This window comes from Allobosea sp. FBZP-16, assembly GCF_002831785.1.
Classification (GTDB): domain Bacteria; phylum Pseudomonadota; class Alphaproteobacteria; order Rhizobiales; family Beijerinckiaceae; genus Allobosea; species Allobosea lupini.
Window position 1 is genome coordinate 24,315 of record NZ_LNCQ01000059.1, and the last position, 23,342, is coordinate 47,656.

Consider the following 23,342-nt stretch of genomic DNA (forward strand, 5'->3'; position numbering starts at 1 on the left):
GGATGAGCGCAACTGGGCGGCCTCCTGCTTCTTCGTGCGCAAGGGCTTTCGCGGCAAGGGCGTCACGGCGGTGCTGCTGGCTGGCGGGCTCGATTTCGCGCGGGCGAGCGGCGCATGTTTGGTCGAGGCCGCGCCGATGGACAACGAGGCCAGGCGCAGCGCCGACGGGCTCTATGTCGGTCCGGAGAGCGTGTTCCAGCGCGCCGGGTTCGTCGAGGTCGCCAGGCAGAAGTCGGGTCGGCCACTGATGCGCTGCGTCCTGTAGCGGAAGCGCCTTCGCAAGGGTGTCGAAGGGTCGGTGTCAAGCCAAATATTTTATATTTTTTAGATACTTAGCTGGCTCCGTTAAGGATCTGTTTGTCTCGCATTTGCGAAAGCTCTGCTCGCTGACGAAGCGGTGAAGACGATGCGGCCGTTCGGGCTTACAGCCAAGATCACTGTCCTGTTCGCGATCTTCGGGATCGCCGCTGCCCTCGGTTTGGCGAGCGCGGTCAGCGGGCTCGATTCCGTCCACGAGATCGACCGCGAGGCCTTCTCCGGACAGCAGCTGGCCAACAAGGCGGCGTTGCTGTCGAGCCGGGTCGCGCAAGCTTCGCTCCTCAGCCGTTTCGACGATGCGACGGAGCCGGGGGCGGTCGTAACCGCGCTCGACCAACTCGATGAAGCGGTCGAGCTGGTCGATGCCGCACGCGCCAATCTGTTGTCGTCGCTGCCTGCCGGCCAGCGCCAGGTCAATGCCGTGCTCGACCCGCGCATCAGGACCTTCATCGCCTTCCAGCGCGACATCGTCGATATCGGCCGGCGTGTCTCGCCCAAGGCGGCGCTGATCGAGGCCTCAGCCGCCGAGGCGCGCGAGAACGTCCGCCAGATCATCGCGGCGACGGCGCGGCTCCGCGACGATCTCGATCGCCAGGCCGGCCTCGCCGCCAGCCGCGCCCGCGCTCTGGCGCAGGAAGTCAGGCTGCGCGTGATCCTGATCGCTGCCGGTCTTCCGCTGGCGGGTGGTTTGCTCGCGATCCTGCTGCTGCGGACCTATCTGACGCGGCCCCTGCACGTGCTGATGGAGACCATTGCGAAGGTCACCTCCTCGGATCGTGCAGTCGAGGTGCCCTACGGCAAGCGGCGCGACGAGATCGGCCAGCTTGCCCGCACCGTGCGCACGCTGAGCGAGGTCCGCGCCACTCTCGTCACCCGCGATGCCGAGGCCGATCTCGCACAGCAGCATCGGCAGCATCGGACGGAGGAACTGCACAGGATCGCCCAGGAGTTCGAGGCGCGCATCGGCCGTCTGCTCGCCGATATCGGCCGGCTAAGCGAGGGCCTGCGCGCTGCGCTGGACGCCTCCGCCCTGCGTGCAGGCCAGATCTCGCACAGCGGCAATGCCGCGGCGCAGGCCGTCGCCGGAGCCGGTGACGAGGCGATACGCATCGCCGATGCGGCGGTGCGGCTGGAAGCGGTCGTCGAGCAAATCAATCGCGAAGTCAGGCGCGTCTCCGAGACAGCGAGCCTCGCGACCCGCGACGCCTCCGGCACAGTCGGCCTGGTCGGCCGCTTGACCGAGAACGCCGGCAAGATCCGCGATGTCGTCCAGCTGATCGAGGCGATCGCGCGCCAGACCAACCTGCTCGCACTCAACGCCACGATCGAGGCGGCTCGCGCCGGCACGCATGGCCGCGGCTTCGCGATCGTCGCCAGCGAGGTCAAGGCCCTGGCGACCCAGACCGCCGACGCGACGGCGCAGATCTCGATGCGGATCGCGACCGTCGACACGGCGCTGTCGCAGGCTGCACAAGCGATCACCGGTATCGCGAGCCGCGCCGGCGCCGTCGAGCAGGCGAGCACCGAGATCTCGACCATGGTCGCCTCGCATACCGGCCTGCTGCAGGGGCTTGGTGAGACCATCGCGCGCATCTCGGTGGTCACCGGACAGGCGGCGGCCGCGGTGACGACGATCGCCGGCGCCGGTGTCCAGACCACGGCGCATGCCGAGCAGGGCGCGAGCGGCGCCCGCCAGCTCGACGAACGCATCTCGGCGCTGCAGGCCGAGGCCGACGAATTCGCCCGGCGCCTGCGCGCCGCCTGAACCGGCTTGCCTTGGCCGCCCGACTCGCGGCCTTGTGCGCCATGCCCAAAAGCATCTGCAACCTCCCATGAGCTGGTCGCCGCAGCAGGACGCGGCGCTCGCCGCCGTGGCCGATTGGCTGAAGGTCGGCTCGCCACAGCTCTTCCGCGTGTTCGGCTATGCCGGCACCGGCAAGACCACGCTCGCCCGGCATATCGCCGAGGGCGTCGACGGCACCGTCGTCTTCGCCGCCTTCACCGGCAAGGCGGCGCTCGTGCTGCGCAACAAGGGCTGCGAGGGCGCGCAGACCATCCATTCGCTGATCTACCGCTCGCGCGGGGTCGACGAGGAGAGCCCGACCTTCGTGCTCAATCGCGAGAGCACGGCGGCCAAGGCCAAGCTGATCATCATCGACGAATGCTCGATGGTCGACGAGGAGCTCGGGCGTGACCTGCTCTCCTTCGGCACGCCGGTGCTGGTGCTCGGCGACCCCGCCCAGCTTCCGCCGGTCAAGGGCGGCGGCTTCTTCACGGAAGGTCAGCCCGACGTGATGCTGACCGAGGTCCACCGCCAGGCGGCCGACAATCCGATCGTGCGCATGTCGATGATCGTGCGCGAGGGCGGGCGGCTCGAGGTCGGCGACTATGGCGCGAGTCGGATCATAAGGCGCGCCGAGATCACGCCGGAGCTGGTGCTCTCGGCCGATCAGGTGCTGGTCGGCCTCAACAAGACGCGCCGGCTCTACAATGCCCGCATGCGCCAGCTCATGGGCCATACCGCCAATGTCCCGGCCGTCGGCGAGAAGCTGGTCTGCCTGCGCAACGACAAGAGCAAGGGCTTGCTCAATGGCGGCGCCTGGATCGTGCAGGAGCTCAAGACCTCGAAGAAGGGGCTCGTCACCATGCGGGTGACGCCGGAGGACGACACTGGCGGCAAGCCGGTCAAGGTCTCGGTCATGCCGAATTTCTTCGACGGCACCGAGGACGAGGTGCCCTGGGAACTGCGCCGCCACACCGACGAGTTCACCTTCGGCTATGCGCTGACCGTCCACAAGGCGCAGGGCTCGCAGTGGGACAACATCGTCATGTTCGACGAGGCCTTCGCCTTCCGCGAGCACCGGGCCCGCTGGCTCTACACCGGCCTGACCCGCGCGGCCGAGACGATCACGGTGGTGATGTAAGCTCTGCGAGCAGGCGGGCGCGCTCCAGATCCTTCGGGCGCCCGAACCCTGCGATGATGCGCCTGAGCTCATCCCGCTCGGGGATGTAGACGGTCGCCGAGCCGAGAGTGACGGCCTGACGCGTCACTGGCTGCACCGGATGCCAGGCATCGCCGACGCGATGCTCGAAACCGGCCATGAGATCGACCGGCACGGGCTGCGTTGCCCATTTTGCCAGGACTTTGGACCTGAACAGCGGGTTCGGCGGCGCCGGATAGGGTTCGATCCCGATCAGCGGCAGGATACGGCCGATATCCTCGACGCTGAGCAGGACATCGACGTCGGCAACGGTGATCGGCCTGGCCCCATGCAGGGCCGCTGCGGCGCTGGCGATGATCCACCAGGGATCGCGTGCCGCTTCCATGATTCTTGCGACGGAATCGAGAGTCTCGATCAGGGGCGCGGGCAGGTTCATGAGCCGCCTATAGCAGCCTTCGGCGTTCTGCGGCGAGCCGGCGCCAGACCGTCACGGTAGATGGGAATTGCGTGAAACGCTGCTGGCGGAGAAGATTTTTCTTGGTATGCGATGGTCCTGTGCTGGCCCGGCAATGCATCGGAACCCATGATGATCGCAGCTTCGACCTTTGATTTGCGCATCGACCGCCGCGGCAGCAACTGCGCCAAATGGGACAAGATGGAAGCCATCTACGGCGTGCCGGTCTCCGACGGTATCGCCATGTGGGTAGCCGACATGGATTTCCGCCCGCCGGCCTGCGTCCAGGCCGCGGTCGAGGCGATGGCCGCCCATGGCATCTACGGCTATTTTGGCCACGAGAAGACGAACAGCGACGCGATCCGCTGGTGGATGCAGGAGCGCCATGGCTGGAGCGTCGAACCGGAGGCGGTCTTCACCACGCATGGGCTGGTGAACGGAACGGCGCTCTGCGTCGACGCCTATACCAGGCCGGGCGACGGCGTCGTCCTGATGACGCCGGTCTACCACGCTTTCGCCCGCGTCATTAAGGCGGCCGGCCGCCACGTCGTCGAATGCCGGCTGGCGCAGCAGGACGGCCGCTATGTCCTCGACATCCCAGCCTGGGATGCGCAGATGACCGGCAAGGAGACGATGCTGGTCCTGTGCTCGCCGCATAATCCGGGCGGGCGGGTCTGGAGCCGTGACGAGCTCCGCCAGATCGCCGATTTCTGCGTCCGCCACGACCTCGTCCTGGTTTCGGACGAGATCCATCACGACCTGGTCATGCCCGGCTACAAGCATATGGTCATGCCGCTGGCTGCGCCGGAGATCGTCGATCGCCTGGTGATGATGACGGCGACGACCAAGACCTTCAACATCGCCGGCGCCCATGTCGGCAACGTCATCATCCCCGATGAAAAGCTGCGTGCCCCGTTCCGCGCCCGCATGAACGCGCTCGGCATCTCTCCGAACTCCTTCGGCATGGAGATGTCGACCGCCGCCTACAGCAAGGAGGGTGCCGCTTGGGTCGATGCGCTCGCCACCTATCTCGACGGCAATCGCCGGGTCTTCGACGCGGCGATCAACGCCATCCCCGGCCTGCGCTCGATGCCGCTGGAGGCGACCTATCTCGCCTGGGTCGACTTCTCCGGCACCGGCATGGAGCCGAAGGACTTCATCGCCCGCGTCGAAAAGCAGGCGAAGATCGCGGTCAACCACGGCAGCAGTTTCGGCGCCGGCGGCGACAGCTTCCTGCGCTTCAACCTCGCGACCCAGCGCGCCGTCGTGGTCGAGGCGGCCGAGCGCCTGAAGCAGGCCTTCGCCGACCTGCAGTGAAGGTAGCTTCGTTCAGAAATGCGCGAGATAGCCGCCGTCGACCGGTAGCGTCACGCCGGTGACATAGGCCGCTTCCGGCGAGCACAGGAAGGCGACGGCGCCAACCAGCTCGTCGGGAACGCCCCAGCGCCCGATCGAGGTCCGCTGCGCCAGCATCCCGGCGATGCCGGGATCGGCGACGAGGCCGGCATTGGCCTCTGTCGCGAAGAAGCCGGGCGCGACGGCATTGACCGTGATGCCGCGCGGGCCGAGCTCGGCGGCGAGAGCGCGGGTGAGCGCCTCCAGCCCGCCCTTGGTCGCGATGTAGCCGGGGTCGCCGGCCCGCGCGATCGAGCCGGCGATCGAGGTGATGTTGACGATCCGCCCGCCATCAGGAATGTGCCGCGCAAGCCGCCGCACCAGGTCGAACGGCGCGACGAGATTGACCTCCAGCAGCGCCCGGAAGGCGGCGCGGTCGAGCGCATCGAGCGGCCGGCGATCGCGCAAGCCGGCATTGTTGACGAGGATGTCGATGCGGAGATGACGGGCGAGGAGCGCATCGAGCGCCTGCGCGGTCGCATCCTCGTCGGCGAGATCGGCAGCGAAGGTCGAGACCGCCAAGCCTTCCGCCGCCAATTCAGCCGCCGCGCTGTCGAGCGCTGCCTGGCTGCGGCCATGGATCACCACATCGGCGCCACGCGCGGCGAGCCCTTTGGCGATCGCGAGGCCGAGGCCCTTGCCGGCGCCGGTGATCAGCGCCGTTCGTCCGTTCAGATCAGTCATCGCCTCTCGCCGTCAGCCTTGCAGGTCCGCCGAGCTTGCCGCACGGCGGCGTCCTGTCGCGTCAGCACCGGCCCGGTCCATCACAGCCGTTGCGAGGTCGTGCCCTTGGCGATGATCGGGCCAGTCGGGCGCCCGGTCGGCGAGCCCGACGCCGGCTCCAGCGTGATCTCGAAGAGCTGGCCGTTGCCGAGCGGCAGGTTGTCGAGTCGCAGGGGCGTCGAGCGCGCGCGGTCGATCAGGCCGACCGAACGCGGCCCGACGGCGCGGTCCCACAGCGTCCAGATCTCGAGCGCCTTGCCGGCCGGCACGTCGATGCTCTGCAAAGGCAGCATCTCGACCCGCCCATCGGCGAAAGTGTTGACCACGGCGGCGGCGGCGTTGCCCTCGGTCAGCAGCACTGCGACCATCAGCGGCTGGCGCTTGGCGCGATCGAGCGCGCCGAAGAGGCCGACAGCCAGCAGCACGCTCGCCAATGCACCGGCGAAGGCTGCGCCGCGCCAGACGAACAAGCTGTTCCACCAGTTTGCGAAGCGGCCGGAGGTTGCCAAGGCCGGACGCGCGATCCCCGCCGAGGCGGTCGGCTGGATCAGCCCGGCGATCCCGGCCTCGATGCGGGACCAGAGATGGGCCGATGGTGTGATCGGTGTGGCCGTGGCGTCGAGCGCGGCGAAATGGCGGCGCCAGCGTTCGACCGCCGTCGCGAAGGAAATGTCCTGCTCGAGACGGTGCTCGGCGGCCTCGCGCTCACGGCCTTCGAGCAGGCCGAGGACATATTCACCCGCGAGCGCGATGGCTTCGGGGGAGGTGGCATCGGCGGCGGGGCTCATCCGAGGCACTCCTTCAGCGAGAGCAGCGAACGGCGGATCCAGGATTTCACCGTGCCGAGCGGCAGCTTGAGCCGCCCGGCGATCTCGCCATGGGTGAGACCCTGGACGAAGGCGAGCAGCACGAGGCCGCGGCGCTGCGGCGAGAGCGTCTCCAGGCAGGCCCGCAGCGCGCTGGCGTCGGACAGTTTCGCCATCACGGTCTCGGGATCGTCCTCTTCGCTCGCCGTCTCCTCGGCGATCGGGGTATCGCTGGTCTCCGTACGCTTCTCGTCGCGCAGGATCGAGAGGGAGCGGTTGCGCAGGATCGCGTAGATCCAGGTCAGGCCGGCGCCGCGCTCGGGATCGAAGCGGCCGGCATGCCTGAAGATCAGTACGAATGCGTCCTGCACCGCTTCCTCCGCCAGCGCCCGGCGCTTCAGCAAACGCTGCGCTACACCGAGCATACGCGGCGACTCGGCCTCGTAGATGCGGCGGAGTGCAGTTTTATCGCCGGCGGCGCAGGCGAGCAGCGCGGCTTCGATCTCGCCGGTCTGTCGCGGCTGCGTAGCGTCGGTCGCCATCCATCTCCCCGCTTTCCCGCCGTCCTCTCGGATGCGGCGAGCCCCTTGATACGCGATACCTGCCGCCTTGGATGCTCCCGGAGGCTTTTATTTTTTCTTTCGCATCCGGTCCGGGAGCCCGCCGCTATCCGCCATGGGTGCCGGCCGCAGGAGGCGTCGGCCAGCCCTTCAGAGATCGCGACACGAACCGGAGGACGTCACATGACCAAGGCCCGCAACCTGTTTCTCGCTTCCACCATTCTCAGCGCGGCTTTCGCGGCGACTGCAGCCCAGGCCGGCACGCTCGCCGTTCTGACCGGCGACGACACGCTGACCATGGTCGATACCGCCACCCAGAAGGCTGGCAAGTCGATGAAGGTCAGCGGCATCAACGGCAAGATCGCCGGCATCGATGTCCGTCCCGCCGACGGCATGCTCTATGCGCTTGCCGCCGACGGCACGATCTACACGGTCGACAAGGCCGGCAAGGCCACGATGAAGTCGAAGATGGACACGGTCCTGTCCGCCAGCACCTTGGCGACGGTCGACTTCAACCCGGCCGCCGATCGCCTGCGTGTCATCGGCGCCGATGGCACCAACCTTCGCGTCAACGTCGACGATGGCAAGACCACGGTCGACGGCAAGCTGAAATTCGCCGAGACCGACATGCACAAGGGCGAGACGCCGATGGTCGTCGCCGGCGCCTACAGCAATTCGGTCAAGGGCACCAAGGAGACGGCGCTCTACGACATCGACGGCAAGATTGGCGGGCTCCTGAAGCAGGCGCCGCCGAATGACGGCGTTCTCGGCGCGATCGGCAAGCTCGGCGTGACCCCGAAGGCGATCGCTTTCGACATCGAGACGGCGGCGGACGGCAGCAACACCGGTTGGCTCGTCGCCGATGGCGGACTCTACAAGGTCGATCTCGCCACCGGCAAGGCTGCCATGGTCGGCAAGATCGCGGGGATCAGCGCAGCGGTGCGCGACGTCGCCGCGCTGCCGGCGATGTGAGCTGAACGCATCACCTGATTTCCAAAGGGCCGCCGTTCCTCCCCCGGGAGCGGCGGCCTTTTTCCATCGCGGACACGGCCGGGCTTTCGCCATAGTTGCAGTGGAGTTTGCGGATGGCGACGCAGATGGCGGAGGCGAGGGCATGGCGGATTGGTCAGACCCACGCTTGAGGATGCAGGCTTTGCAACGCTTCGGCCTCGGCCCGAAGCCGGGGCAGGGCGGAACGGTTGCAGACGTTCGCGAGCGCCTGCTCGCAGAGATTAGCAGCGACGGGGCGCCGCAGCCGCGCGTCGGCTTCTCCGGTGCGGCGCCGATCGGCCGGGCGCTCTACGCTTTCGAGGACGAGGAGCGCGCCGCCCGCGAGGCAAAGCGCGTCGCCGTCCAGCATGGCGGCGGGCAGCCGGCGATGGGGCAGGGCGTTCAGGTCGCGGCTGCATCACCCATGCCAAGCCAGCCGCAGGGCTCGATCCCGGCACCGGCGCAGCCGGCCCCGCCTTTTCCGCAGGCGGTCTATCGCGAGGAGGTCGTCAGCCGCGTCCAGGGCGCGCTGGAGGCCGAGGCCGGCTTCGCCGAGCGGCTGGTGCAGTTCTGGTCGAACCATTTCTGCGTCTCGGTCGCCAAGGGCAATTTCGTTCGTGCCATGGCCGGCGCGTTCGAGCGCGAGGCGATCCGCCCCAATATCTTCGGCCGTTTCGAGGACCTGCTGATCGCCGTCGAGAGCCATCCGGCGATGCTCAACTTCCTCGACAACCAGCTTTCGATCGGTCCGGATTCGCGCGCCGGCAAGCGCCGCGGCCGCGGCCTCAACGAGAACCTCGCCCGCGAGATCATGGAGTTGCACACGCTTGGCGTCTCCGGCGGCTACACGCAGGCCGACGTCACCTCTCTGGCGCGGATCATCACCGGCTGGACGGTGGTCGGGCGCGATGCGCGGTTGGGCTTCCCCGGCTCCTTCGCCTTCAATCCCGGTCTGCACGATCCTGGCGGCCAGAGGTTGCTCGGCAAGGTCTACCGGCAGGAGGGCAAGGAGAAAGGCATGGCGGCGCTCGCCGATCTCGCCCGTCATCCGAGCACGGCGAGCTTCATCGCCCGCAAGCTCGCCCGCCATTTCGTCGCCGACGACCCGCCGCAGGCGCTGGTCGCCGAGCTCGCGCGTGTCTTCCGCGACACGGGCGGCGACCTCGCCGCGCTCTCCCGGGCGCTGGTGACCTCGGAACTCGCGGGCGTAGCGCCCGCGACCAAGCTGCGCACGCCGCAGGAATTCCTGGTCGCCGCGTTCCGGGCGCTCGGCCGCAAGCCGGATTATGGCCAGGTCGCCGGGCCGCTCGGCGTGATGGGACAGCCGCTCTGGCAGCCCTCCGGCCCGGACGGCTATCCCGACACGAACGCCGCCTGGGCAACGCCCGAGGGCATCAAGACCCGCATCGATGTCGCAGCCCAGCTCGGCCGGCAGGCGGCAGGTTCGGTCGCCGATCCGCGCGCGCTGGTCGAGGAGGTGCTCGGCCCGCTCGCGTCGCCGCAGACCCGGCAGGCGGTGGCGCGTGCCGAGAGTAAGCCGCAGGCGCTCGCCCTGCTGCTGATGTCGCCCGAATTCCAGCGGAGGTGAGCATGGCCGCCGATGATGATGACTGCGAACGGATGACGCCCTCGCGCCGGGCTGTGCTCGGGGCGGCCAGCGCGCTCTTTGCCTGGTCCTACATGCCGAAATTCGCCCATGCGGCGGCTGGCTCGCGCGATTCCCGCTTCCTGCTGGTGGTGCTGCGCGGCGCGCTCGACGGACTCTCGGCCGTGCCCCCGCTCGGTGACCCCGGTTACGCCGATCTGCGCGAGGGCATCGCGCTGGCCAAGGACGGACCGGAGGCGGCGCTGCCGCTCGATGGCTTCTTCTATCTGCACCCGGCGATGCCGAACCTGGCCCGGCTCTATGCCGAGGGAAAGGCGGCGATCGTCCATGCCAGCGCCACCGGCTATCGCGAGCGCTCGCATTTCGACGGGCAGGATGTGCTCGAAAGCGGGCAGGGCCGCCCGGGCAAGACCGATAGCGGCTGGCTCAACCGGCTGATCGCCAGCCTGCCACCGGGCGAGGCGGTCTCGCGCCATGGCGCGCTCGGTGTCGGCGTGGTCCCGCCTCTGGTGGTGCGCGGCTCGGCGCCGGTGCTCGGCTGGGCGCCGCCGCGCATGGCGCGGGCCGGCGCCGACCTCGTCCAGCGTCTCGGCGATCTCTACGGCGAGCGCGATCCTGCTCTGGCGCTGGTGCTGAAACGCGCGATCGAGACCGAACTGATCGCGTCGAAGCAGGGCGCCGAGCAGCCGCGCGGCGGCGGCGGACCCGACAGCGCCGAGGGCATGAAGCGCATCGCCGAGGGCGCCGCGCGACTGGTCGGCGCCGAGGACGGTCCGCGCATCGCGGCATTGGCGTTCGAAGGCTGGGACACCCATGCCAATGAAGGCGGTGCCAAGGGAAGGCTCGCCACGCTGCTCGGCGGGCTCGACGGCGCGCTCGCCACCTTCGAGAGCGGGCTCAAAACCGTTTGGAAGGACACGGTGGTGATGGTCGTCACCGAGTTCGGCCGCACCGCCCGCGTCAACGGCACCGTCGGCACCGATCACGGCACCGGCACGGTCGCCTTCCTGGTCGGCGGCGCGGTCAAGGGCAGGCGGATGATCGTCGACTGGCCCGGCCTCAAGCCGGAGCAACTGCACGAGCAGCGCGACCTTAGGCCGACCACCGACATCCGCGCGGTTGCAAAGGGCGTGGTCGCCGATCTGTTCGGGCTCTCCGGCCCGGTGCTGGCCGAGAAAGTGTTCCCCGGCACCGGCGGGCTCGCGCCGATGCAGGGGCTGATTATATAGTCAGCCTAGTTTCTCCACAGCCCTCATCCTGAGGAGCCGCGTAGCGGCGTCTCGAAGGATGATCCAGAAAGGCTGCTGATGGCTTACGCCTGAGAAGTCGGACTCTGGGGGATCGCAATGCGCGATACCAATGGATGCTGGGTCTACATTGTCAGATGCGCCGACGGAGCCTTTTATACTGGCTCAACGCGCTCGACCGTTGAGATCCGCGTCGCGGAGCACAACAATTGTGTTTACCCTGACAGCTTTACCTCTAAACGCACACCGGTAACGCTGGTCTTTGCCGAGCATTTCCAGGCTATCACAGATGCGATTGCCATGGAGCGACGTATCAAGGGTTGGTCTCGCGCCAAGAAGGAAGCGTTCATCGCGGGCGATTTCGAACGCCTCTCGCTTTTGTCGAAGCGGAAACCCACAGCCCCCGTCCTTCGAGACGCCGCTGACGCGGCTCCTCAGGATGAGGGCTGTTGATCGTTGGCGGCTTAGGATACCCGCTACTCAGGCCCAGGCGCGGCCCTTCAGCTTCTCCTCATAGGCGTCGATCTTGCTCGACTTCTCCATGGTGAGGCCGATATCGTCCAGGCCGTTGAGCAGGCAGTGCTTGCGGAACGGGTCGATCTCGAAGCGGACCTCGCCGCCATCCGGCCCCTTGATGCTCTGGTTGACCAGATCGACGGTCAGCGTCGCGTTGGAGCCGCGGTCGGCGTCGTCGAACAGCTTGTCGAGATCTTCCTGGCTGACCACGATCGGTAGGATGCCGTTCTTGAAGCAGTTATTGTAGAAGATGTCGGCGAAGCTGGTGGAGATCACGCAGCGGATGCCGAAATCGAGCAGGGCCCAGGGCGCGTGCTCGCGCGACGAGCCGCAGCCGAAATTGTCGCCGGCGACCAGGATCTCCGACTTGCGATAGGCCGGCTGGTTCAGAACGAAATCAGGGTTCTCCGACCCGTCGTCCTTGTAGCGCATCTCCGAGAACAGCGCGGTGCCGAGGCCAGTACGCTTGATCGTCTTCAGATACTGCTTGGGGATGATCATGTCGGTGTCGACATTGATCACCTTCAGCGGGGCGGGGGTCGAGGTCAGGGTGGTGAAGGGTTGCATGGCGGATACTCCGGCAGGTCTTGTCTGGTCAGGTTGGGGCGACGGCTCAGTCAGAGCTGCGCCGTCAGGAGCTTGAAGCTGGCGAAGGTGAAGAAGGCGGCGAGGCAGGCTTCCGCCCGGCGGCGGATCCTGCGATAGCCCGCCACCATCGAGGCGGTCGAGAACAGGTAGGCATAGGTCTGGTTGATCGCGAGCGAGATCGTCAGGCATCCCAGGATGATGGCGTAGAGCACCACGGCCGGGGTCTCGGGACGCAGGCCGAGCGCGATGATCGCCGTCCAGCTCAGGATCGCTTTCGGGTTGGTGAGGTGCATCAGGTAGCCACGCAGATAGAGGCGGCGGCCCGAGCCGCTGGCTTTCGGCGGCGGCATCTCCGCCTGCATGGCCGAGCGCGCGGAGCGCCAGGCCAGGAATAGGAGATAGAGCCCTCCGACGATCTTGATGGCGTAGAGCGCGCCGGGATGGGCGACGATCAGTGCGGTGACGCCGACCGCGGCGAGGATGCCCCAGGTCAGCGATCCCGTGGTGACGCCGAGCGCCAGCGTCATCCCGGCTTTCCGGCCATGCTCCATCGAGGTCGCCATCACCTGGAGATTGCTCGGTCCAGGGCTGGCGACGGCGATGAAGAAGGCCGAGAAGACCAGAGCGAGGTCAGGCAGGTGGCGGATCAGTTCGTCGAGCATGTCTCTTATCCTGCCGCCTTCTCGATCGCGTCCATGTCGTCGTCGTCGAAGCCGAAATGGTGGCCGATCTCGTGGACGAGCACATGGGTGACGATGGCGCCGAGCGTCTCGTCATGCTCGGCCCAGTAGTCGAGGATCGGCCGGCGATAGAGATGGATGGTGTTGGGCATCTGGCCGGTCTGCGGGGCGTAGCCCTGCTGCGGCAGGCCGATCCCTGAGAACAGGCCGAGCAGGTCGAAGGGACTCTCGGCCTCGAGTTCCTTCAGCACGTCGTCCTCGGGGAACTCGGTGATGGTGATGACGAGGTCGGCGCAGAGCTTGCGAAAATCCTCGGGCAGGCGGTCATAGGCCGCCTGCGCCAGGATCTCGAACTCGGCGGTCGAGGGCGCGCGCACTCCGTCCCAGTCGAGGCCCTGCGAGGCCTCGCCCGAAGCGGTGGACTTGATCGAGGGAACGCTGCCCATCACCAGATCTTCAGTTGATGCCCGAGCCACCAGGACAGGCCGATGAAGGCGATCAGCGAGAGGCCGCGGCCGATGCGCCGGCCCCAGAGCTCTATTTGATCGCCTTCCGGCGCGTCCTTGCCGGAGAAGTGGTCGGCCGCGCGCCCCATGGAGGAGCCGAGGAAGCTCTCATCGTCGCGCCGGACGCGATCGAGCGCTTCCTTGGCCTCCTTGGCGCGGGCGGCTTCGCGGGGATCGGTGCTCATGACGTCCTCCCGCGAACCGATCCGCCTCAGCCCAGCGTCCGCACGTCGACGAAGCGGCCGATCAGCGATGCCGCCGCCGCCATCGCCGGCGAGACCAGATGGGTGCGGCCTTTGAAGCCCTGGCGGCCCTCGAAATTACGGTTCGAGGTCGAGGCGGCACGCTGGCCCGGCTTGAGCTGGTCCGGGTTCATGCCGAGGCACATCGAGCAGCCCGGCTCGCGCCATTCGAAGCCGGCGGCGATGAAGATCTTGTCGAGCCCCTCGGCCTCGGCCTGCTGCTTCACCAGGCCGGAGCCTGGCACGATCATGGCGTAGTCCAGGCTCTCATGGATCTTCTTGCCCTCGACGATCTTGGCGACCGTGCGCAGGTCCTCGATGCGGCCATTGGTGCAGGAGCCGATCCAGATCACGTCGAGTGGGATGTCGGTCATCTTGGTGCCGGCGGTCAGGCCCATATAGTCGAGCGCCCGCTTCTTCGAGGCGCGCTTGACCTCGTCCTCGATCTGGTCCGGATCGGGCACGGCTCCGGTCACCGAGATCACGTCCTCCGGGCTGGTGCCCCAGGAGACGATCGGCGGCAGATTGGCGGCGTCGAGCTTGACGATACGGTCGAAATGCGCGCCCTCGTCGGTGCGCAGCGTCTCCCAGTAGCGCACGGCCTCGTCCCAGGCGGCGCCCTGCGGCGCTTTCGGGCGGCCCTTCAGATAGGCATAGGCCTTCTCGTCCGGCGCGACCATGCCGGCGCGTGCGCCGCCTTCGATCGACATGTTGCAGACGGTCATGCGGCCTTCCATGGAGAGGCCGCGAATGGCCTCGCCGGCATATTCGATCACCGAGCCGGTGCCGCCGGCGGTGCCGATTTCGCCGATGATGGCGAGCGTGATGTCCTTGGCGCCGACGCCCGGAGCGGGCTTGCCGTCGACCTGGACCAGCATGTTCTTGGCCTTCTTCTGGATCAGCGTCTGAGTGGCGAGCACATGCTCGACCTCCGAGGTGCCGATGCCATGGGCCAGAGCGCCGAAAGCGCCATGCGTCGAGGTATGGCTGTCGCCGCAGACGATGGTGGTACCGGGCAGGGTGAAGCCTTGCTCGGGGCCGACGATGTGGACGATGCCCTGACGGATATCGAGCTCGTTGAAATACTCGACGCCGAATTCCTTGGCGTTCTTGGCCAGCGCCTCGACCTGGATCCGGCTCTCTTCCTCGGCGATGCCCTTGCTGCGGTCGGTCGTCGGGATGTTGTGGTCGACGACGGCCAGCGTCTTGCCGGGGGAATGGACCTTGCGGCCGGTCATGCGCAGGCCCTCGAAGGCCTGCGGGCTGGTGACCTCGTGCACGAGATGGCGGTCGATATAGAGCAGGCAGGTGCCGTCGTCCTGACGATCGACGACGTGGTCCTCGAAGATCTTGTCGTAGAGAGTGGTGGGGGCCTTGGTCGCAGTCATGGCTTCATCGCCTTCGGTATGGAAATCGGGTAGCGGCCCCCCTCGGGGCCAGCACGCATCGCAATGGCCTGTCGCCGGCTGGACGGCCGGTCTCAGGCGAGCGTAAGGCCGGCTGCGAGCGAGGCCGTGAAGCGGCCGAAGAAGCGCCAGGGCAGGCGGGCATGGTCATGCAGCGCGGCGAAGCCCTGGGTGGTCGGAAAACGGCGCAGGTTCAGCGTGCGGCGCACGACGCGCCGGACTTCGCCCCTGTTCTGCCGCTTCACCGTCATGACGTGCTTCTACCAGTTCCAAACTGCACCGGCAACGCGCTGCGCCTGTCGCAGCGGCAGCCGCGTAGCGCGTTCAGTGCAGGGCTGTTATCTAGCGGCTCCCGGTGCGCCGCGAAAGAGCAGGTTGCGCCGGCAAACGGAACGGTGATGCGATGGCGCGCTTCTTTCCCTTCATGCTGCTGGCGGTCATCGCCTATGGCGTCACCGTCGCGGCGTTGGGCGTGCCGCTCTCGCGTGAGCTTCTCAATATCGGCCTGCCGTCCGGCACGGCCTTCGTGCTCACGGTCAGCGAGCTCCTGCTTGCGATTTCGACGGTCGTGCTGTTCTTCGAGATCATGAACGCGACCAGCGCCAAGTCGAGCTCGATCCTCAACCATGGCCTGTCCATGGTTGTGTTTATCGCTTGCGGGCTGATCTTCCTGTTCATTCCAGGTTTCGGCACCGGCACCTTCGTGATCATCACGCTGATGGCGCTGGTCGACGTGATCGCCGGCTACTCGATCAGCATCCTGACGGCACGCCGGGACATGACCTTCGGGAACAACGAGTAGCCCTTCCCGTCGCGAACATGTAGCTCCAGCTCGTCATGAACACCACATTGCCTCGACGAAGACGTGGATGGTCGGGACAAGCCCGACCATGACGGGGAAGGCGGTGTTCGTGGGTTCCGGCCTCAGGCCTGACCCGGAAAGACGGCGGCGCTAAAGCTCGCTGCGCAGCTGCCAGAGCTCCGGGAAGAACGAGCGCTCCAGCGCCGTCTTCAGGAACTTCACGCCGCTGGAGCCGCCGGTGCCTTGCTTGAAGCCGATGATACGCTCGACTGTCTTCATGTGGCGGAAGCGCCATTGCTGGAACTGGTCTTCGACATCGACCAGCTCCTCGGCGAGCTCGTAGAGATCGAAATAGGTGTGCGTATCGCGATAGATCGTGAGCCACACAGCCTTCACGCCCTCATTCGCGACATGCGGCTGGCTCCAGTCGCGCTCGATGCACTCGGCCGGAACCGGCAAGCCGCGCCGGGCGAGCAACCTGAGAGCCTCGTCGTAGAGGCTCGGCGCCTCCAGCAATTCCTTCAGATGGTCGTGATGCTCGGGGTGATGCTTATGCATCGCCAGCATCCGCGGATCCTTGGCGCCGAGGCGGAATTCGAAGGCGCGGTACTGATGGGACTGGAAGCCGGAGGATTGGCCGAGTGCGTCGCGGAAAGCGAGATAATCGGCGGGTGTCATGGTCGAGAGCACGTCCCAGGCGCTGATCAATTGCGCCTGGATGCGTGAGACCCGCGCCAGCGACTTGAAGCCCGGCTGCAATTCGTCGGCCTTGATCGCGTCGATCGTGCCGTCAAGCTCATGGGCGGCGAGCTTCAGCCAGAGTTCCTGGACCTGGTGGATGGTGATGAACAAGAGCTCGTCGGGCGCATCGCTCAGTGGCTTCTGTGCCGCCAGCAGCAGGTCGAGGCCGAGATAGGAGCCGTAATCCATCCGCTCCTTGAAATCGGTCTGCATGCCCGGCTCGATCCGGCTCTGGTGATCGCCCGTCCCGCTGGTCATGATGCCGCCCTCGTTCGCCTCGCGCCTTGACTGGGAAGAGGCGCAAGATATTTTAAGCTTAAAGTATTTTGTCGGATCGGCAAGGTGGCGGAGCCTGATGATGGACCAGATGACGAAGGTTCCTGCAACGCTCGGCCGCCCGCCCTTCGACTTGTCGGCTGAGTTCTCGCGCTTCCGTCAAAACTGGCCTGCGAGCCTGCATTTTGCCGCGCAAAGCCATCATTTCTGGCCGGACGCGACCCGGGATGCGCATTTGCGCGCCTGGGACGATGCCGCCCGCCTCGTCGACGGCAAGTGGCAGGAGGTGCTGGGGCCGGTCTGGCAGAAGGTCGCGCAGGGCGTCGCGCGGCATCTCAACCTGCCGGGGATCGACGGGCTCGTTCCTGCCAACAACACCCATGAATTCGTCAACCGGCTGCTCTCCTGCCTGCCGCGCGAGCGCAAGCCGCGCATCTTGACCAGCGACGCCGAATTCCACTCCTTCCGGCGCCAGATCGAGCGGCTCGCCGAGGACGGTTTGATCGAGCTCACCGTCGTGCCGGCCGAGCCCTTTGCCGGCCTGACCGAGCGGCTGGTCGCAGCGGCGCAAACCGGCCCCGGCCCCGACATGGTCTTCGTCAGCCAGGTCCATTTCAACTCCGGCTACGCTCTGACCGATCTGGAGGGGCTGGTCGACGGCGTCAGCGCTCCCGGCCCGCTCGTCGTCATCGACGGCTATCACGGCTTCCTGGCGCGGCCGACCGATCTCTCTGGGATTGCCGATAAGGCCTTCTACATCGCCGGCGGCTACAAATATGCGATGTCGGGCGAGGGCGCCTGCTTCATGCATTGCCCGCCCGGCTTCGCCATGCGCCCGCGCGACACCGGCTGGTATGCTTCCTTCGGCGCGCTCGCGGGCGCGCAGGGCGAGATCGGCTATGCTGAGAATGGCTGGCGCTTCATGGGCGCGACCTTCGACCCCTCAGGCCTCTACCGCATGGGCGCGATGTTCGACTGGCTCGATGCCAAGGGCCTGCATGCCGCCGCGATCCATGCCCACGCCCACGCCTTGCAAGCGATCTTTGCCGAGGGCTTGGCGCGGCGGCCCTGCGGCGTGCTCGCACTGGAGAATCTGGTCGTGCCGCTGGATGAGCCGGCGCGCGGCAACTTCCTCACCTTTCGCCATGCCGATGCGGCCCTCTGGCATGAGAAGCTGAAGCAGGCCGGCATCACCGTCGACCTGCGCGGCGACCGCCTGCGTGTCGGCTTCGGGCTCTACCAGACGGAAGGCGACGTGAAGCTGCTGCTGGAGCGGATGCTGACGTTGCGGTAGGCTCCTCTCCCGATCAGCCTGCATCCAGCGCTGATCGATCGGACGGAGCTGATGCATGAAGCCTCTGCGGGCCCTGGCAATAGCTGCTGCTCTTGCCTCCCTCGCTCCCGCCTTCGCCCAGGCTCCCAAGCCGGCCACGGCTTCGGCGGCCGTGCAGAAGGAGTTCGGCGACTTCATCGGAAGGTTCCGCGCGGCATTGAAAGCCAATGATGCGGCAGCCGTCGCCGGCATGACGAAGCTGCCCTATATGGGCGATGCTTCCATTGCCGACGCCGCGCAGTTCCGCGCCAAGGTCTGGCCGAGCGATTTCAACGCGAAGAACCGCACCTGCCTGCAACGCACCAAGCCGGTCTACGACCGCGATGGCGCCAACAACGAAATCTACGCCATCGCCTGCGGCGGCAGCATCTTCACCTTCACCAGGACATCGGCCGGCTTCCAGCTCACCGATGTCGATATCGCCGACTGATCAGGTCATACGGCGCGTCAGCGTTGCGCGGTGTCGACGCTGACCACGACCGACATGCCGGGCGACAGCCGCTCCGCCAGCACCTGGCCGGGATCGATCGCGATCCGCACCGGCACGCGCTGGGCGATCTTGACGAAGTTGCCGGTGGCGTTCTCCGGTCGGATCACGCTGAACTCCGAGCCGGCCGCCGGTGAGAAGCGCTCGATCGTGCCGGTCAGCTGGGCATGGCGCAGCGCGTCGACGGTGAAGCCGACCTTCTGGCCGATGCGCATGCCGGGGAGCTGGGTCTCCTTGAAGTTTGCGATCACCCAGACTTGGCTCGGCACCAGCGCCATCAATTGCGTACCGGCCGAGACATACTGCCCGAGCCGAGCCGAAACCTCGCCGAGACGCCCGTCCTGCGGGGCGGTGATGCGGGTGTTCTGCAGGTCGATCTCGGCGAGATGCACGGCGGCCTCGCCGCCCTGCACAGCCGCTTCCAGCGATGCCTTGTTGACGATGGCGCTCTGCACGTCCTGACGGGCGACGTCGACGGCCGCGTGGCTCGCCGTCAGGGCGGCCTTGGCCTGGTCGAGTGCCTGCTGGCTCTGGTCCGTGTTGGTCTGGCTGACGATGCCGCGCTCGCGCAACGGCTCGATGCGGCCCCAATTGGCCTCCGCCGTGCGCAGCGCGGCCTCGGCGCTGGCGACATTGGCCTCGCTGGCGCGTTGGCGTGCCTCGGCGGCGTGGCGGGCCTGCTCGGAATTGGCGAGCGCGGCATGCTGCGCCGCGAGACTGGCGCGGGCCTGATCGAGTCGTTGCTGGAAGATGCGCTCGTCGATGCGAACGAGGAGCTGGCCCTGCCTGACAGTGGCGAAATCCTGCACGGCGACCTCGGCGATGTAGCCGGCGAGCTGCGGCGCGATCACGGTGACCTGGCCGCGCACATAGGCGTTCTCGGTGGTCTCGATCGCGCTGGCGAAGGGCGGCAGCCGCCATGCGTAAAGGATGACGCCGATGCCGGCGAGGCCGACGGCGAGCGCGACATAGGTAGAGACTGAGCGAAAGATGCGGGTCATGGCTGGGGCGCGGGGGCGGGAGTGGTGGCGGGAGCGACGAAGCGTTCCCGCAGATGCAGGATGGCGAGATGGGTGAGGAGGCCGATCAGCGCGCTGCCGGCGATCACAGCGATCAGCAGGAAGGCGTCGTTATAGGCGAGCACGGTCGCTTCCCGCGTCGCCTGCTGGGCGAGCAGGGTGACGCCTTCGGCCCGGGTCAGCCCGAGATCGGTCAGGACGTGGCCATAGGCGCCGCCGAGTTGCTGGATACGGTCGGCGACGAGCGGATTGGCCAGCGAGAAATGCTCGGCGAGCTGGCTGTAGTGGAAGCTGGTCCTGAGCGTGATGAAGCTGCCGAACAGCGCCGAGCCGAGCAGGCCACCGATGCTCTGGGTGAACAGGAAGATCACGAAGAAGCTGAGGATGTACACCGGTCCCCGCGCCAGCGCCGGGGCAAGGCCCTGTCCCATCGCCGCGGGCAGGAACAGCGCCGAGCCATAGGCCACCAGTGCCTGGCTGAGATGAATGTCGTCCGGCCGGGTCAGGTTGGTGGCGCTGCTGTCGAGCAGCGCGCCGGCCATGATGCAGACCAGCGCCGCTGCGTAGAAGGCATTCTCCCGGCCGGGACGCAGGAGCGTGGCACAGGTGAAGCCACCTGCCAGGATCGCCACGAGGATCACGCCATAGAGCGGCATGGTCTGCTCGTTCTGGAAGCCGAGCACCTGAAAGAAATTGGAGGCCCCGACCGTCTGCTCCGCCAGCACGATGCGGAAGAGCAGCAGCACGGTGGCGTAATGCAGCGTCGCCGGGCTAGTCAGCCAGCGTATGTCGATCAGCGGGCTCTGGCGGTGCAATTCAATGACCGCCGCCAGCGTCAGGCAAAGGATCGCGCCGGCGAAGAGCCAGCCGAGCCAGGGCGCCTCCAGCCACCAGTAGATCCGCCCGAGCGAGAGCGCGACGGCGATGGCGCCGAAGCCGAGCGCGATCAGGAGATAGCTCACGCCGTCGAGCGGACCGATCACCTTGACCCGTGGCGGCGGCGTGAGCGGTAGCGCATAGACCAGGCCAAAGGCTATCAGCGCCAGCCCCATCTCGAACAGGGCCAGCCCATGAAAGCCGCCGATCTCGAGCAGCGACGGCGAGATCAGCCGCGTGATCGGGATGCCGAGCGTGGTGTTGGTCAGCGCCAGCGAAAGGCCGACCGTCAGCTTCTGGCGCGGCTGCAGCGGCTCGATCATGTAGAGGAAGGCGAGCGAGGACAGCGGCGCGGCGGCGATGCCGCTCATGAAGCGCACGACCAGCGCCGACTGCAGGTCGTGCACGAAGAAATTGAGCAGGGCGGCGATGACGAAGCCGGCGATGCTGATCTCGGCGAAATTGCGCAGGCCGTACTGCATCCGGATCTTGATCAGGGCGATCGAGAGCGAGACGTTCGGCGCCATATAGGCCGCGATCAGCCAGTTGGTCTCGGCCACGGTGGCGCCGAGCTCTCCCTGGATCTGGTAGACATTGGTCGTGACGAGATTGGCGCCGACCTGCTGCGTCATCGCCAGCATGGTCGCGGCCAGCATGTAGGCCAGTGCCCGCGGCCGGCTCATGCTCGCCGCCGCTGCGGGCGGTGGCGATCCGGCTTGCGGAGCGGCAGAGGAGGGCGCGTTCATCCCGCCGCCCCGCGATTGGCGACGATGTTCCGGGACATCCGCGAGAGCACGCGCAGGGCGACTTCCAGCTCCTCCCTGTCGATCCCGTCGAGCACATCGGCACGCAAATCGGTCAGGAGGGCAAGGATGTCCTCGGCCTGGGCGCGCGCGACTGGCGTCAGGAACACCCGCCGGGCTCGCCGGTCGCCTTCGGCTGCGCGGCGCTCGATCATGCCGGTACGTTCAAGGCCGTCGAGCAGGCGCACCAATGTCGGCTGTTCGATGTCGAGCAGCCCGGCGAGATCGGACTGGATCGGCCCATCGGCCTTGGCGAGCTGCATCAGAAGGCGGGCCCGCGACAGCGTCAGCCCCATGTCGCGGGCGCGCTCATCGACTAGAGCCCTGAGCTTGCGGTTGGCCGATGCCAGCTCGGCAGTGAAGGCGGCCTGAAGCTCCGGAGCGTTCATCGCATCCATATGAATAGCTTGCTAATGATATGCTGACATAGCAATGCAAATGATGCATTTCAACTGTATGTTTGGTAGTTTGATATGCGTTGGGGGAATGCTTTTCGAGCGACCCGTCAGTGCGAGCGCGGCGAAGCGATACGGGCGAGGCCGGGCGCCAAGTCGTCTTGGAGCGCATCGTCGCTTGCGCTCCTCACAATGACGGAAGCAAAGGCAATAAAAAACGCGGCCCGAAGGCCGCGTTCCTGACGTCCCGAAGCGTGACGAGACGCTTACTTGCCGCCCTTGGCCGGCTTGGCGTCGACGCGCTCGGCGATACGGGCCGACTTGCCGCGGCGATCGCGCAGGTAATACAGCTTGGCGCGGCGAACCTTGCCCTTGCGGACGACCTTGATCGAGTCGAGGTTCGGCGAATACAGCGGGAAGACGCGCTCGACGCCCTCGCCATAGGAAATCTTGCGGACGGTGAAGCTCTGGTTCAGGCCGCCGCCATTGCGGGCGATGCAGACGCCCTCATAGGCCTGAACGCGGCTGCGCTCGCCTTCCTTGACCTTGACGTTGACCTGCACGGTGTCGCCCGGCTGGAAATGCGGGATTTCCTTGCCGTCGGCGAGCTTGGCGATCTGCTCCTGGTCGAGCTGCTCGATGATGTTCATGGCTATCTCCATGGCCGTGTTCGCGCGGATGCGCGGGCTTTCGGCTCGCTGTTTTAAGTTGAGGGCGTGGCCATACAGCAGGGCGGCGGGTTTGTCGAGACGCTGCGACGGTCGAGCCGGGCCAGTCCTACTCATCTTGCGCAATGTCGTCGGCAAGGCCACGAGAATCAGCATGCCGGCCGAGATTCTGTCCTATGCCTCGCTGTTCACCCTGGCGGTCGGATTGATCGCTGGCACTGTCGGCGGCGTGGTCGGAACCGGCTCCTCGATTATGCTGTTGCCGGTGCTGGTCTGGTCGTTCGGGCCGAAGCAGGCGGTGCCGATCATGGCGGTGGCCGCGGTGATGGCGAATCTGGCGCGGCTCGCGGCCTGGTGGCGCGAGGTCGACTGGCGCGCCTTCCTCGCCTATGCGCTGCCCGGCATACCCGCGGCGATGCTCGGCGCGCGCACGCTGCTGCAATTGCCGGCGGCGGCCATCGATATCGGCCTCGGCCTGTTCTTCCTGCTGATGATCCCTGGCCGGCGCTGGCTGGCGGCGCGCCAGATCAGGCTCGGCCTCTGGCAGCTGGCGCTGGCCGGTGCGGCGATCGGCTTCCTGACCGGCCTCGTGCTCTCGACCGGGCCGCTCAGCGTTCCGGCCTTCGCCGCTTACGGCCTGAGCAAGGGCGCGCTGCTCTCGACGGAGGCTGCGACCTCGCTGTTCATCTACCTCACCAAGGTCGGGACCTTCCGCAGCCTGGGTGCGATGCCGCTTATGATCTTCGCAAAGGGGCTCATCGTCGGTTCGTCTCTGATGCTCGGGGCCTTCATCGGCAAGGCGCTGGTGCGGTGTATGGATGAGCGTACGTTCCAGCTCCTGCTCGACGGGATGATGCTGCTATCCGGCCTGTTCCTGCTGCTGGCGGCGTTTCGCTGACTGCTTCCGGCCGGCCGTTCCGGGCTGTATGCAGAACGAAAGCCCCAGGATTGCGGAGCCGCGCC

General features: G+C 66.9%; 27 protein-coding genes. 12 read left to right on the forward strand and 15 right to left on the reverse strand.

Going from position 1 to position 23,342, the window contains the following annotated elements:
• The first annotated feature begins 34 nt into the window (after nucleotides 1-34).
• From CXY91_RS31260 to CXY91_RS28700, 3 genes are all read left to right on the forward strand, one after another.
• Nucleotides 35-265, forward strand: a complete 231-nt coding sequence (locus CXY91_RS31260) for a hypothetical protein (protein ID WP_349236610.1) — start codon at nucleotides 35-37, stop codon at nucleotides 263-265.
• A 141-nt stretch (nucleotides 266-406) separates the two neighbouring features.
• A complete protein-coding gene (locus CXY91_RS28695; RefSeq protein ID WP_248307684.1) occupies nucleotides 407-2,083 on the forward strand; it encodes a methyl-accepting chemotaxis protein in 1,677 nt (558 codons plus the stop codon).
• 67 nt (nucleotides 2,084-2,150) lie between these two features.
• On the forward strand, nucleotides 2,151-3,242 hold the full coding sequence (locus CXY91_RS28700) for an ATP-dependent DNA helicase (RefSeq protein WP_100965381.1): 1,092 nt from the start codon (nucleotides 2,151-2,153) through the stop codon (nucleotides 3,240-3,242).
• Here CXY91_RS28700 and CXY91_RS28705 read toward each other — a convergent pair.
• A complete protein-coding gene (locus CXY91_RS28705; RefSeq protein ID WP_100965382.1) occupies nucleotides 3,226-3,696 on the reverse strand; it encodes a hypothetical protein in 471 nt (156 codons plus the stop codon). The genes CXY91_RS28700 and CXY91_RS28705 overlap by 17 nt on opposite strands.
• Nucleotides 3,697-3,843: 147 nt before the next feature.
• On the opposite strand from CXY91_RS28705, the gene CXY91_RS28710 reads away from it, so the two are divergent.
• Nucleotides 3,844-5,031 carry a MalY/PatB family protein gene (locus CXY91_RS28710; protein ID WP_248307674.1) on the forward strand — a complete coding sequence of 396 codons (1,188 nt, stop codon included), beginning with the start codon at nucleotides 3,844-3,846 and terminating at the stop codon, nucleotides 5,029-5,031.
• Nucleotides 5,032-5,043: 12 nt separating this feature from the next.
• On the opposite strand, the gene CXY91_RS28715 is transcribed toward CXY91_RS28710, so the two are convergent.
• From CXY91_RS28715 to CXY91_RS28725, 3 genes are all read right to left on the reverse strand, one after another.
• The gene (locus tag CXY91_RS28715) at nucleotides 5,044-5,793 is read right to left on the reverse strand and encodes an SDR family oxidoreductase (RefSeq protein WP_100965383.1); all 750 of its coding nucleotides are present in this window, start codon (nucleotides 5,791-5,793) and stop codon (nucleotides 5,044-5,046) included.
• A gap of 80 nt (nucleotides 5,794-5,873) precedes the next feature.
• Nucleotides 5,874-6,620, reverse strand: a complete 747-nt coding sequence (locus CXY91_RS28720; protein WP_100965384.1) for an anti-sigma factor — start codon at nucleotides 6,618-6,620, stop codon at nucleotides 5,874-5,876.
• Nucleotides 6,617-7,180 (reverse strand): sigma-70 family RNA polymerase sigma factor, encoded by a 564-nt coding sequence (locus CXY91_RS28725; protein WP_091831558.1) that lies wholly within the window; start codon nucleotides 7,178-7,180, stop codon nucleotides 6,617-6,619. The genes CXY91_RS28720 and CXY91_RS28725 overlap by 4 nt, the downstream gene beginning before the upstream one ends.
• Before the next feature lie 201 nt (nucleotides 7,181-7,381).
• Between CXY91_RS28725 and CXY91_RS28730 the strand changes: the two genes are divergently transcribed.
• The 4 genes from CXY91_RS28730 (at nucleotide 7,382) to CXY91_RS28745 (ending at nucleotide 11,494) form a co-directional block, all read left to right on the forward strand.
• A complete protein-coding gene (locus tag CXY91_RS28730; RefSeq protein WP_100965385.1) occupies nucleotides 7,382-8,170 on the forward strand; it encodes a DUF4394 domain-containing protein in 789 nt (262 codons plus the stop codon).
• A 172-nt stretch (nucleotides 8,171-8,342) separates the two neighbouring features.
• Nucleotides 8,343-9,776: a DUF1800 domain-containing protein gene (locus CXY91_RS28735; protein ID WP_349236611.1), complete on the forward strand. Its 1,434-nt coding sequence runs from the start codon at nucleotides 8,343-8,345 to the stop codon at nucleotides 9,774-9,776.
• A gap of 2 nt (nucleotides 9,777-9,778) precedes the next feature.
• Entirely contained in the window at nucleotides 9,779-11,023 is a 1,245-nt protein-coding gene (locus CXY91_RS28740; protein ID WP_248307675.1) for a DUF1501 domain-containing protein, read from the forward strand.
• Between the two features lie 117 nt (nucleotides 11,024-11,140).
• Nucleotides 11,141-11,494, forward strand: coding sequence for a GIY-YIG nuclease family protein (locus tag CXY91_RS28745; protein ID WP_100965387.1), 354 nt, complete (start codon nucleotides 11,141-11,143; stop codon nucleotides 11,492-11,494).
• Nucleotides 11,495-11,521: 27 nt separating this feature from the next.
• On the opposite strand, the gene leuD is transcribed toward CXY91_RS28745, so the two are convergent.
• The 6 genes from leuD to CXY91_RS30450 form a co-directional block, all read right to left on the reverse strand.
• On the reverse strand, nucleotides 11,522-12,124 hold the full coding sequence (gene leuD / locus CXY91_RS28750) for a 3-isopropylmalate dehydratase small subunit (RefSeq protein WP_100965388.1): 603 nt from the start codon (nucleotides 12,122-12,124) through the stop codon (nucleotides 11,522-11,524).
• Nucleotides 12,125-12,174: 50 nt separating this feature from the next.
• On the reverse strand, nucleotides 12,175-12,807 hold the full coding sequence (locus CXY91_RS28755; protein ID WP_100965389.1) for a LysE family translocator: 633 nt from the start codon (nucleotides 12,805-12,807) through the stop codon (nucleotides 12,175-12,177).
• Between the two features lie 5 nt (nucleotides 12,808-12,812).
• Entirely contained in the window at nucleotides 12,813-13,271 is a 459-nt protein-coding gene (locus CXY91_RS28760; protein WP_091831549.1) for a metallopeptidase family protein, read from the reverse strand.
• A complete protein-coding gene (locus CXY91_RS28765; RefSeq protein WP_100965390.1) occupies nucleotides 13,271-13,516 on the reverse strand; it encodes a hypothetical protein in 246 nt (81 codons plus the stop codon). Before CXY91_RS28765 ends, CXY91_RS28760 begins: the two co-directional genes overlap by 1 nt.
• Before the next feature lie 26 nt (nucleotides 13,517-13,542).
• Nucleotides 13,543-14,961, reverse strand: coding sequence for a 3-isopropylmalate dehydratase large subunit (gene leuC, locus CXY91_RS28770; protein WP_100965391.1), 1,419 nt, complete (start codon nucleotides 14,959-14,961; stop codon nucleotides 13,543-13,545).
• Between the two features lie 92 nt (nucleotides 14,962-15,053).
• A complete protein-coding gene (locus CXY91_RS30450; protein ID WP_158673640.1) occupies nucleotides 15,054-15,230 on the reverse strand; it encodes a hypothetical protein in 177 nt (58 codons plus the stop codon).
• Between the two features lie 152 nt (nucleotides 15,231-15,382).
• Here CXY91_RS30450 and CXY91_RS28775 point away from each other — a divergent pair, with 152 nt between their 5' ends.
• On the forward strand, nucleotides 15,383-15,781 hold the full coding sequence (locus CXY91_RS28775; protein ID WP_091831542.1) for a hypothetical protein: 399 nt from the start codon (nucleotides 15,383-15,385) through the stop codon (nucleotides 15,779-15,781).
• A gap of 150 nt (nucleotides 15,782-15,931) precedes the next feature.
• Here CXY91_RS28775 and kynA read toward each other — a convergent pair whose 3' ends face one another.
• A complete protein-coding gene (kynA, locus tag CXY91_RS28780) occupies nucleotides 15,932-16,780 on the reverse strand; it encodes a tryptophan 2,3-dioxygenase (protein WP_100965392.1) in 849 nt (282 codons plus the stop codon).
• 100 nt (nucleotides 16,781-16,880) lie between these two features.
• Between kynA and CXY91_RS28785 the strand changes: the two genes are divergently transcribed.
• The gene (locus CXY91_RS28785) at nucleotides 16,881-18,092 is read left to right on the forward strand and encodes an aminotransferase class V-fold PLP-dependent enzyme (RefSeq protein ID WP_248307676.1); all 1,212 of its coding nucleotides are present in this window, start codon (nucleotides 16,881-16,883) and stop codon (nucleotides 18,090-18,092) included.
• Between the two features lie 55 nt (nucleotides 18,093-18,147).
• Nucleotides 18,148-18,561, forward strand: a complete 414-nt coding sequence (locus CXY91_RS28790) for a hypothetical protein (protein ID WP_100965393.1) — start codon at nucleotides 18,148-18,150, stop codon at nucleotides 18,559-18,561.
• 17 nt (nucleotides 18,562-18,578) lie between these two features.
• Here the strand turns inward: CXY91_RS28790 and CXY91_RS28795 are convergent, their stop codons facing one another.
• From CXY91_RS28795 to rplS, 4 genes are all read right to left on the reverse strand, one after another.
• Entirely contained in the window at nucleotides 18,579-19,619 is a 1,041-nt protein-coding gene (locus CXY91_RS28795; RefSeq protein ID WP_100965394.1) for an HlyD family secretion protein, read from the reverse strand.
• Nucleotides 19,616-21,196, reverse strand: coding sequence for an efflux MFS transporter permease (locus CXY91_RS28800; protein ID WP_199777599.1), 1,581 nt, complete (start codon nucleotides 21,194-21,196; stop codon nucleotides 19,616-19,618). The genes CXY91_RS28795 and CXY91_RS28800 overlap by 4 nt, the downstream gene beginning before the upstream one ends.
• A gap of 59 nt (nucleotides 21,197-21,255) precedes the next feature.
• Nucleotides 21,256-21,705 carry a MarR family winged helix-turn-helix transcriptional regulator gene (locus CXY91_RS28805; protein ID WP_158673642.1) on the reverse strand — a complete coding sequence of 150 codons (450 nt, stop codon included), beginning with the start codon at nucleotides 21,703-21,705 and terminating at the stop codon, nucleotides 21,256-21,258.
• A 272-nt stretch (nucleotides 21,706-21,977) separates the two neighbouring features.
• Nucleotides 21,978-22,361, reverse strand: a complete 384-nt coding sequence (rplS, locus tag CXY91_RS28810) for a 50S ribosomal protein L19 (protein ID WP_091831534.1) — start codon at nucleotides 22,359-22,361, stop codon at nucleotides 21,978-21,980.
• A 172-nt stretch (nucleotides 22,362-22,533) separates the two neighbouring features.
• On the opposite strand from rplS, the gene CXY91_RS28815 reads away from it, so the two are divergent.
• Nucleotides 22,534-23,277: a sulfite exporter TauE/SafE family protein gene (locus CXY91_RS28815; protein WP_100965514.1), complete on the forward strand. Its 744-nt coding sequence runs from the start codon at nucleotides 22,534-22,536 to the stop codon at nucleotides 23,275-23,277.
• The last annotated feature ends 65 nt before the right edge of the window (nucleotides 23,278-23,342 follow it).